This window comes from Streptomyces sp. SID5785 (assembly GCF_009870065.1).
Taxonomy (GTDB): Bacteria; Actinomycetota; Actinomycetes; order Streptomycetales; family Streptomycetaceae; genus Streptomyces.
Window position 1 is genome coordinate 1 of the sequence record NZ_WWIA01001138.1, and the last position, 7,098, is coordinate 7,098.

Consider the following 7,098-nt stretch of genomic DNA (forward strand, 5'->3'; position numbering starts at 1 on the left):
CGGAAGGCGGTGATCGGCACCGCGGGCGCTTTTGCGGCCGCGGCACTGATAGCCGGCGCGGTCAGCGCACCGGTCGCCAACGCCACGCCGCAGAAGAGCGGCCACGGCGGCCACGGCGGCTACGGCAGCCACGACCGCGAGGCACGCGGAGCCGCCCTGGCGGCCGCGCGCGCCGAGAAGAAGGGCATCGACTGGAAGGACTGCCCCGCCGACTGGGGGCTGGCCTCGCCGATCCAGTGCGGCTGGGTCACCGTGCCGCTCGACTACGCCAAGCCGAACGGCAAGCAGATCAAGCTCGCCGTCGACCGCGTCGGCAGCACCGGCACCAAGGGCGAGCGCCAGGGTTCCCTCGTCTACAACCCCGGCGGTCCCGGCGGCTCCGGCATGCGCTTCCCGACGCGCGTGACCACCAAGAACCCGCTGTACGCGAAGACGGCGAAGGCGTACGACTACGTCGGCTTCGACCCGCGCGGCGTCGGTCACTCCGCGCCGATCTCCTGCGTCGACCCGCAGGAGTTCGTCAAGGCGCCCAAGGCCGATCCGGTCCCCGACACCGAGGCGGACAAGCGCGCCCAGCGCAAGCTCGCCGCGGAGTACGCGGACGGCTGCTACGAGCGCAGCGGCGAGATGCTCCCGCAGATGACGACGCCGAACACCGCGCGTGACCTCGACGTCATCCGGGCCGCCCTCGGCGAGAAGAAGCTCAACTACCTGGGCGTCTCCTACGGCACCTACCTCGGCGCCGTCTACGGCACCCTCTTCCCGGGCCACGTCCGCCGCATGGTCGTCGACTCCGTCGTCAACCCGGCCAAGGACAACATCTGGTACCAGGCGAACCTGAACCAGGACATCGCCTTCGAGGGCCGCTGGAAGGACTGGCAGGACTGGGTCGCCGCCAACGACGCCACCTACCACCTCGGCGACACCCGGGCCAAGGTCCAGCAGCGCTGGGAGACCCTGCGCGCCGCCGCGAAGAAGAGCCCGATCGGCGGGGTCCTCGGACCGGCCGAGCTGATCTCCTTCTTCCAGAGCGCGCCGTACTACGACTCCGCGTGGGCGCCCACCGCCCAGGTCTGGAGCCAGTACGCCGCCGGTGACACCCAGGCGCTGATCGACGCCGCCGCCCCCGACATGTCGGACAAGGCGGGCAACGCGTCCGCCGAGAACGGCAACGCCGTCTACACGGCCGTCGAGTGCGCCGACGCCAAGTGGCCCACCAGCTGGCAGCGCTGGGACCGCGACAACACGAAGCTGCACGAGCAGTACCCGTTCATGACGTGGGCCAACGCGTGGATGAACCTGCCGTGCGCCACGTGGAAGACCAAGCAGCAGACGCCGCTGAACGTCAAGACCGGCAAGGGTCTGCCCTCGGTCCTGATCGTGCAGTCCACGCGTGACGCCGCCACCCCGTACGAGGGCGCCGTCGAGCTGCACAAGCGCTTCAAGGGCTCGCGCCTGATCACCGAGAAGGGCGCCGGCTCGCACGGCGTCACGGGGCTCAAGAACCCCTGCATCAACGACCGGGTCGACACCTACCTGCTCACGGGCAAGGTGGACCACAAGGACGTGACGTGCGCCCCGCACGCCACGCCCACACCGTGACGCCCTGACGCGGCACCGCACGCGGCCGGCCCGGTCCTCCGCCCTCGCGGGGGACCGGGCCGGCCGTCGTCCGCGGTCCGTGACCTCAGCCGCGCGAGGCCAGCCAGGCGTCCTCGCCCGCGTAGTCGAAGATCCCCGTCGTGTACGACGCGGCCATCTTCGGGAACGCCACCGTCCAGTCCGGCTCCTCACGCAGCCGCGCCGTCAGCCACTCCACCGTCTCGGGGAGCGCCTGCGCGTACGTCGTGACCGGCTCGTATCCCAGCTCCGCGCGGGCCGCGGACATGTCCATCTCGACCGGGTTCGGCATCGACCAGGGGGTGTCCCCGACCATCGGCGCCGGAGGACCGCCGTCGACCAGCACCGTCTCGGTCTCGACCCCCATCAGCCCGTCGATCGCGGCACCGATCTCGGCCACCGTGGGGCAGTCCGGGTCCGCCCCGTTCAGGATCCGGGAACCGGGCCGCGCCGCCGCGAGCCGCACCAGCTCCGCGAGATTGCGCACGCTCGAGGGATGGAACCGGGAGGTGCCGCCGTACGACAGCACCCGCGTGCGCCGTCCGTCCAGGTTCCGCTTCACGAAGTACAGCTCACGCGGCGTGCGGCAGTGCGGCCCGTGCACCGCCGCCGCACGGATCACGGTCGTCGGCAACCGCTCGCCGAGGCCCGTCAGCTCCTGCTCGATCAGCACCTTGCGCGGCCCGTACCCCTCGTCGCCCGCGGCCACCGTCCGCCAGGACTCCGGCATCGGCACCGGGTAGACGGGCATCCCGTCCGGCTCGCCCTGCGTCGCGAACCCGCGCCCCTTCTCGTCCTCGTACACCGAGCAGGAGGAGATCACCACGGCCGAACCCACCCGGCCGGCCAGCGCCGCCAGCTGCCGCCCGTGCCGTGGCTCGAACGCGACCATGTCCACGACGAGGTCGACGCCGTCCCCGACCAGCGCGGCGAGCGCCGCGTCGTCGTCCCGGTCGAGCGCGACCGCACGCGCCTCACCGGGCCAGTGCGGATCGGAGCGCCCGCTCAGCGACGCTGCCGTCACGTCCCATCCGTCCCGGGCGAGCGCTCCGACCGCCGCCCGGCCGATCTGTCCTGCTCCGCCGATCACCAGTGCTTTCTTCATGCCGTGACCGTATGTGGGGGCCGCGCGGGGCCCCAGGGTTTTCTGCCCAGCGCAGAGCAGCTCAGCTGAGCGGCATCCGCGGGAACTTCCGCGCCTTCGCCGCCTCCTCGGCCTCCGCCTTGGCGACGGCCGCGTACGTGTCGACGTACTCCTGACCGGACAGTTCGAGGATGGCGTACATGATCTCGTCGGTGACCGCGCGCAGGATCGCCTTCTCGCTCTCCATACCGGCGTACCGGGAGAAGTCCAGGGGGCGGCCGAAGCGGATCGTGATCCTGCGCATGCTCGGGATCTTCTGGCCGGGGGGCTGCGCCTCGAAGGTGCCGATCATCGCGCACGGGATCACCGGGACCCCGGCGCCCAGTGCCATCGCCGCGACGCCCACCTTGCCCTTGTAGAGCCGGCCGTCGTGCGACCGCGTGCCCTCGGGGTAGATGCCGAGCAGCTCGCCCCGGCCGAGCACGCCGAGGCCCTCGCGGATGGCCGCCTGGCCCGCCTCGCGCCCGGAGCGGTCGACCGGGATCTGGCCCGCGCTGCGGAAGAAGGCGGCCGTCAGCCGGCCCTTGAGCCCGGGTCCCGTGAAGTACTCGGCCTTCGCCAGGAACGTGATCCGCCGCTTCAGGATGGCGGGCATCAGGAAATGGTCCGAGAACGACAGGTGGTTGCCCGCGACGATGGCCGCGCCCTCGTCCGGGATGTGCTCGAGCCCCTCGATCCGCGGCCGGAACATCACCCGCAGCAGCGGGCCGAGCAGGACGTACTTGAGCAGTCGGTAGAACATCGCCGGTCGCCTTCCCCCGTGGATCCATGTGGTGCGCGCGCCGGGTGCGGGCGCGAAGAGCTGTGACGCGTGCGCACAGTAGTCAATCGCGAGTCCCCGCGCGAGAGCCCTTTCGGGCCCACTGCCCGCCCCGCACGGCGCGTCCGTTTGGCGGCGGGCCGCAGGAGGGGTGCTCTGGTCCCACCTTGTCGTCCTCGTATCGGGAGGCCCGCATGCGGACCCTGCACCTCGCCACTGCCGCGCTGCTGTCACTCGGCGCGGCCGTACCGGCCGCCGGGGCCGCCGAGCCCGTCCCGCGGGACGGGCTGTACCTGACCGTGTCCGGCGCCGGCGACACCTGGACCCGCGGGGTCCGCCTGGAGTGCACGCCCGGTCCGGGCGGCCACCACCCGTACGCCACGGAGTCCTGCACCGCCCTGCACGCGGCGGGCGGCGACCCGGACGCCCTGGAGGGGCAGCCGTACCGCTGCACGGACGAGCAGGACCCGGTCACCGCCACGGCGCACGGCACGTTCGAGGGCCGGACGGTGAACTGGCGCAGGACCTTCCCGAACGCCTGCACGCTGGAGTCCGCGACCGGCGACGTGTTCCGCTTCTGAGGCCGCCGCGCACGGCGGCTCACGCGCTGCGCGAGGCCACCATCGCCACGGTGATCAGGCCGAGCAGGACCCAGCCGAACCACAGCCAGCCGTTGCTCCCCAGGGCGACCGTGTAGGCGGTCACGGCCACGAGGCCGCCGACGGTGAACGCACCCATGGTCTTCGTGGATCCGGGCATCACGCCTCCTCCCGGCAGCCCGGACGGCGTACGGCGGTGTGCGGCGCCCGAGCCGCGGCCAGATGCCCATAGTCACCCGTGAGCGGGCGGTGGCGCTACTGTCCGCGCGTGTTCAGGGAGGCGAGGTAGGCGTTGTACGCGGCCAGCTCGGCGTCCCCGTCCCGGTCCGCGGCGCGGTCCTTGCGGCGCGCCTGACGGTCCTCGGACTTCTTCCACTGGAAGAGGAGCGCGAGCAGGACGAGGACCGAGGGGACCTCGCTGAACGCCCACGCGATGCCGCCGGCCGCCGTCTGGTCGGCCAGCGGATCGATGCCGAGGGAGGCCGGCGGGTTGTCGAACGTGCCCACCATCGTCGTGCTCGCCATCATCAGCGCGATGCCGAAGAACGCGTGGAACGGCATGCCCGCGAACAGCTCCAGCATCCGCATCACGTACCCGGGGCGGTGCGGTCCCGGGTCCACGCCCATGATCGGCCAGAAGAACACCAGGCCCACGGCGAGGAAGTGCACCATCATCCCGATGTGCCCGACCTTCGACCCCATCAGGAAGTCGAACAGCGGCGTGAAGTACAGCGCGTACAGGCTCGCGATGAACAGCGGGATCGTGAAGGCCGCGTGCGTGATGATCCGCATGTAGCGGCTGTGCAGCAGCGCCAGCAGTAGCTCGCGCGGCCCCTTGCTGCCGCGCTTGGCCGCGACCGGCAGGGCGCGCAGGGCGAGCGTGATCGGGGCGCCCATGAGCAGCAGGATCGGCGACAGCATGCTGATGACCATGTGCTGCACCATGTGCACGCTGAACATGACCATCCCGTAGTCGTTCAGCCTGGTGCACATCACCAGGGCGATGGTGAGCACACCGACGACGAACGAGAGGGTCCGGGACACCGGCCACTTGTCGCCGCGCCGGGCGAGGCGCACGACGGCCCAGCCGTACAGCCCCAGCGCGACGAGGCAGCCGACCAGGAAGAAGGGGTCGGCCGACCAGCCGAGGCCACGCCCCAGCGTGAACGGCGGCAGATCCATGTTCATGCCGTGCCCGCTGTGATCCATCCGCCGGCTCCTGTTGATCGTTTCGTACGGATTGTGCGCACCCAGAGTAGAGCTGCCCCCGGCCGCGGACGCGGCCGGGGGCAGCTCGTTCAGCAGAAGGGCGCACCGGGGTGTGCGGGCAGGTGACTCAGAGCACGCACTCCGCCTCGGCGTAGCGCTCGTCCGGCACGGTCTTGAGCGTCTCCACGGCCTCCGCCAGCGGCACCATCACGATGTCCGTGCCGCGCAGCGCCGTCATCCGGCCGAACTCGCCGCGGTGCACGGCCTCGACGGCGTGCCACCCGAACCGCGTCGCGAGGACGCGGTCGTACGCGGTCGGGGTGCCGCCGCGCTGCACGTGCCCGAGGATCACCGGACGCGCCTCCTTGCCGAGGCGCTGCTCCAGCTCGACGGAGAGCTGGCGGGCGATGCCGGCGAACCGCTCGTGGCCGTAGACGTCCTTGCCGCCCTCGTCGAACTCCATCGACCCGGCACGCGGCTTGGCGCCCTCGGCGGCGACGACGATCGCGAACTTCTTGCCCGCCTCGAAGCGCGCGCCGACCTTCTCGGCGAGCTCCTCTATGTCGAAGGGGCGCTCGGGCACGACGACGGCGTGCGCACCGGCGGCCATGCCCGAGTGCAGGGCGATCCAGCCGGTGTGCCGGCCCATGACCTCGACGATCAGTACGCGCTGGTGCGACTCCGCGGTGGTCTTGAGCCGGTCGAGGGCCTCGGTGGCGACCCCGACGGCCGTGTCGAACCCGAAGGTCACGTCCGTGACAGCGATGTCGTTGTCGATGGTCTTCGGTACGCCGACGATCGGCAGGCCGCTGTCGGACAGCAGCCGGGCGGCCTTGAGGGTGCCTTCACCACCGATCGGGATGATCGCGTCGAGACCCAGCTCGGCGACGTGGCCGCGGGCCCGCTCGACGCCGTCCCGCAGATGCGCGGGCTGCACCCGCGAGGAGCCGAGGATGGTGCCGCCGCGGGCGAGGATGCCGCCGACGGCGTCCAGGTCCAGCTTGCGGTAGTCGCACTCGAGCAGGCCCTTCCACCCGTCGTGGAAGCCGATGACCTCGTCGCCGTGGTCGACGACGGCTCGGTGGACGACCGAACGGATCACGGCGTTCAGTCCGGGACAGTCTCCGCCGGAGGTGAGGACACCAATACGCATAAGCCCGCAATACCTTTGCAAACGTGGGCCGATGGCCGGACCGCGCCGTCCGGCTGGACCCCCGTACCTTATCGGCGTCCGGGGGCCCTTCCGTACGGGGCGTCCGCCTGCTGGACAACCCCGCTCATATGGGCGGCGACCTGCCCCGAAGGGGGTGTGGACGCTACGCGGGCTGGGCCGTCGCGGCCGCGATCCGCTCGTTGCGCAGGGCCTCGTACCACTGCTCGTCCACCGGCGGCAGCGCGTTCACATCGAGGGCCAGCTTCAGGAGCAGGTCGGCGATCTGCGGGTTGCGCGCCAGCACGGGCCCGTGCATGTACGTGCCGAACACCGTGTCGTTGAAGGCGCCCTCGGTGCCGTCGCCCGTGCCGTTGCCCCGGCCGATGCGGGTGCGGGCGAAGGGGCGGGCCGTGGGGCCGAGGTGCGTGATGCCCTGGTGGTTCTCGAAGCCGGTCAGCGGGGGCAGCCCCAGCTGCGGGTCGATGTCACCCAGCACGTCGCCCACGCAGCGCTCGCCCTCGCCCCGGGTGGAGACCACGTCGAGCAGACCGAGGCCCGGCTCGCGCTCACCCAGGTCGTTGATGAACTCGTGGCCGAGGATCTGGTACACGGA

Annotated in this window: 7 protein-coding genes and 1 pseudogene; 2 read left to right on the forward strand and 6 right to left on the reverse strand. The window is 71.6% G+C overall.

Going from position 1 to position 7,098, the window contains the following annotated elements:
• Positions 1 to 9: 9 nt before the first annotated feature.
• Positions 10 to 1,602 (forward strand): alpha/beta hydrolase, encoded by a 1,593-nt coding sequence (locus tag GTW43_RS36965; RefSeq protein WP_161306340.1) that lies wholly within the window; start codon positions 10 to 12, stop codon positions 1,600 to 1,602.
• 85 nt (positions 1,603 to 1,687) lie between these two features.
• Here GTW43_RS36965 and GTW43_RS36970 read toward each other — a convergent pair whose 3' ends face one another.
• Positions 1,688 to 2,725 carry an NAD(P)-dependent oxidoreductase gene (locus GTW43_RS36970; protein ID WP_202502405.1) on the reverse strand — a complete coding sequence of 346 codons (1,038 nt, stop codon included), beginning with the start codon at positions 2,723 to 2,725 and terminating at the stop codon, positions 1,688 to 1,690.
• Positions 2,726 to 2,786: 61 nt separating this feature from the next.
• A complete protein-coding gene (locus GTW43_RS36975; RefSeq protein WP_161306336.1) occupies positions 2,787 to 3,506 on the reverse strand; it encodes a lysophospholipid acyltransferase family protein in 720 nt (239 codons plus the stop codon).
• 212 nt (positions 3,507 to 3,718) lie between these two features.
• On the opposite strand from GTW43_RS36975, the gene GTW43_RS36980 reads away from it, so the two are divergent.
• On the forward strand, positions 3,719 to 4,105 hold the full coding sequence (locus tag GTW43_RS36980; protein WP_161306337.1) for an SSI family serine proteinase inhibitor: 387 nt from the start codon (positions 3,719 to 3,721) through the stop codon (positions 4,103 to 4,105).
• A gap of 19 nt (positions 4,106 to 4,124) precedes the next feature.
• Here GTW43_RS36980 and GTW43_RS37800 read toward each other — a convergent pair whose 3' ends face one another.
• The 4 genes and pseudogenes from GTW43_RS37800 to GTW43_RS36995 all read right to left on the reverse strand — a co-directional run.
• Positions 4,125 to 4,283 (reverse strand): hypothetical protein, encoded by a 159-nt coding sequence (locus GTW43_RS37800; protein WP_202502406.1) that lies wholly within the window; start codon positions 4,281 to 4,283, stop codon positions 4,125 to 4,127.
• Positions 4,284 to 4,378: 95 nt separating this feature from the next.
• Positions 4,379 to 5,332 carry a cytochrome c oxidase assembly protein gene (locus tag GTW43_RS36985; protein ID WP_161306338.1) on the reverse strand — a complete coding sequence of 318 codons (954 nt, stop codon included), beginning with the start codon at positions 5,330 to 5,332 and terminating at the stop codon, positions 4,379 to 4,381.
• A gap of 127 nt (positions 5,333 to 5,459) precedes the next feature.
• Positions 5,460 to 6,485: a 6-phosphofructokinase gene (locus GTW43_RS36990; RefSeq protein WP_161306339.1), complete on the reverse strand. Its 1,026-nt coding sequence runs from the start codon at positions 6,483 to 6,485 to the stop codon at positions 5,460 to 5,462.
• Positions 6,486 to 6,648: 163 nt separating this feature from the next.
• Positions 6,649 to 7,098, reverse strand: a pseudogene (locus tag GTW43_RS36995) (glutamine amidotransferase); the annotation flags it as partial.

What these genes read in the sequence shown, in the direction of transcription:
- GTW43_RS36990 (WP_161306339.1), bottom strand. Translation starts at nt 6,485, where the DNA reads ATGCGTATTGGTGTCCTCACCTCCGGCGGAGACTGTCCCGGACTGAAC.
- GTW43_RS36980 (WP_161306337.1), top strand. Translation starts at nt 3,719, where the DNA reads ATGCGGACCCTGCACCTCGCCACTGCCGCGCTGCTGTCACTCGGCGCG.
- GTW43_RS37800 (WP_202502406.1), bottom strand. Translation starts at nt 4,283, where the DNA reads ATGCCCGGATCCACGAAGACCATGGGTGCGTTCACCGTCGGCGGCCTC.
- GTW43_RS36970 (WP_202502405.1), bottom strand. Translation starts at nt 2,725, where the DNA reads ATGAAGAAAGCACTGGTGATCGGCGGAGCAGGACAGATCGGCCGGGCG.
- GTW43_RS36985 (WP_161306338.1), bottom strand. Translation starts at nt 5,332, where the DNA reads ATGGATCACAGCGGGCACGGCATGAACATGGATCTGCCGCCGTTCACG.
- GTW43_RS36975 (WP_161306336.1), bottom strand. Translation starts at nt 3,506, where the DNA reads ATGTTCTACCGACTGCTCAAGTACGTCCTGCTCGGCCCGCTGCTGCGG.